Genomic DNA, 663 nt, shown 5'->3' on the forward strand with positions numbered 1-663 from the left:
GCGCATCGTCAGCGGCACCAGCCGCAGCATGTCCTCCGTCGTCCGCACCACCACCGGCACGAACAGCACCGCCAGCGCGATCCCCCCCGACAGGCCCGAGAAATGCCCGAATGGCATCACCAGCAGCATATACACGAACAGCCCGACCAGGATCGAAGGCGCCGACAGCATCATGTCCGACACGAAGCGCACCACGTCGACCACCCGCCCGTCACGCGCATATTCCGACAGGTAGATCCCCGTCAGCAGCCCCACCGGCGTCCCGATCGCCGCCGCGAAGCCGGTCTGCACCAGGCTGCCCACGATCGCGTTGGCCAGCCCTCCGTTGCTGCCCGGCGGCGCCATCGTGCGCACCAACGTCGCCAGCGACAGGCCCGGCAGCCCCCGCACCAGCAGCGTCAGCAGGATCGACCCCAGCGCCAGCAGCACCACCGCCGTCGCCGCAATGCTCAACCCCGTCGCCACCCGGTCCACCACCCGCCGCCGCAGCGCCAGCCCGCCGGGCCGGTTCCACCCCGCCCCCACGGCCGCGCCAGCCCCAGCCGGACCCACGCCGGCCGGACCCGCTTCCGTCACCGCACTCATCTCAGGCCCCTCCACGGCGCAGCAGCAGCCGCGAACAGGCCAGCGTCAAAAACGAGATCACCATCAGGATGAACCCCA

At 71.0% G+C, this 663-nt stretch carries 1 pseudogene; it reads right to left on the minus strand.

Features of this window, described 5'->3' with window-relative positions:
* Positions 1-585, minus strand: a pseudogene (locus tag HLH27_RS17375) (phosphate ABC transporter permease PstA); the annotation flags it as partial.
* Positions 586-663 lie beyond the last annotated feature (78 nt).

Source organism: Gluconacetobacter takamatsuzukensis, assembly GCF_014174275.1.
Lineage (GTDB): Bacteria > Pseudomonadota > Alphaproteobacteria > Acetobacterales > Acetobacteraceae > Gluconacetobacter > Gluconacetobacter takamatsuzukensis.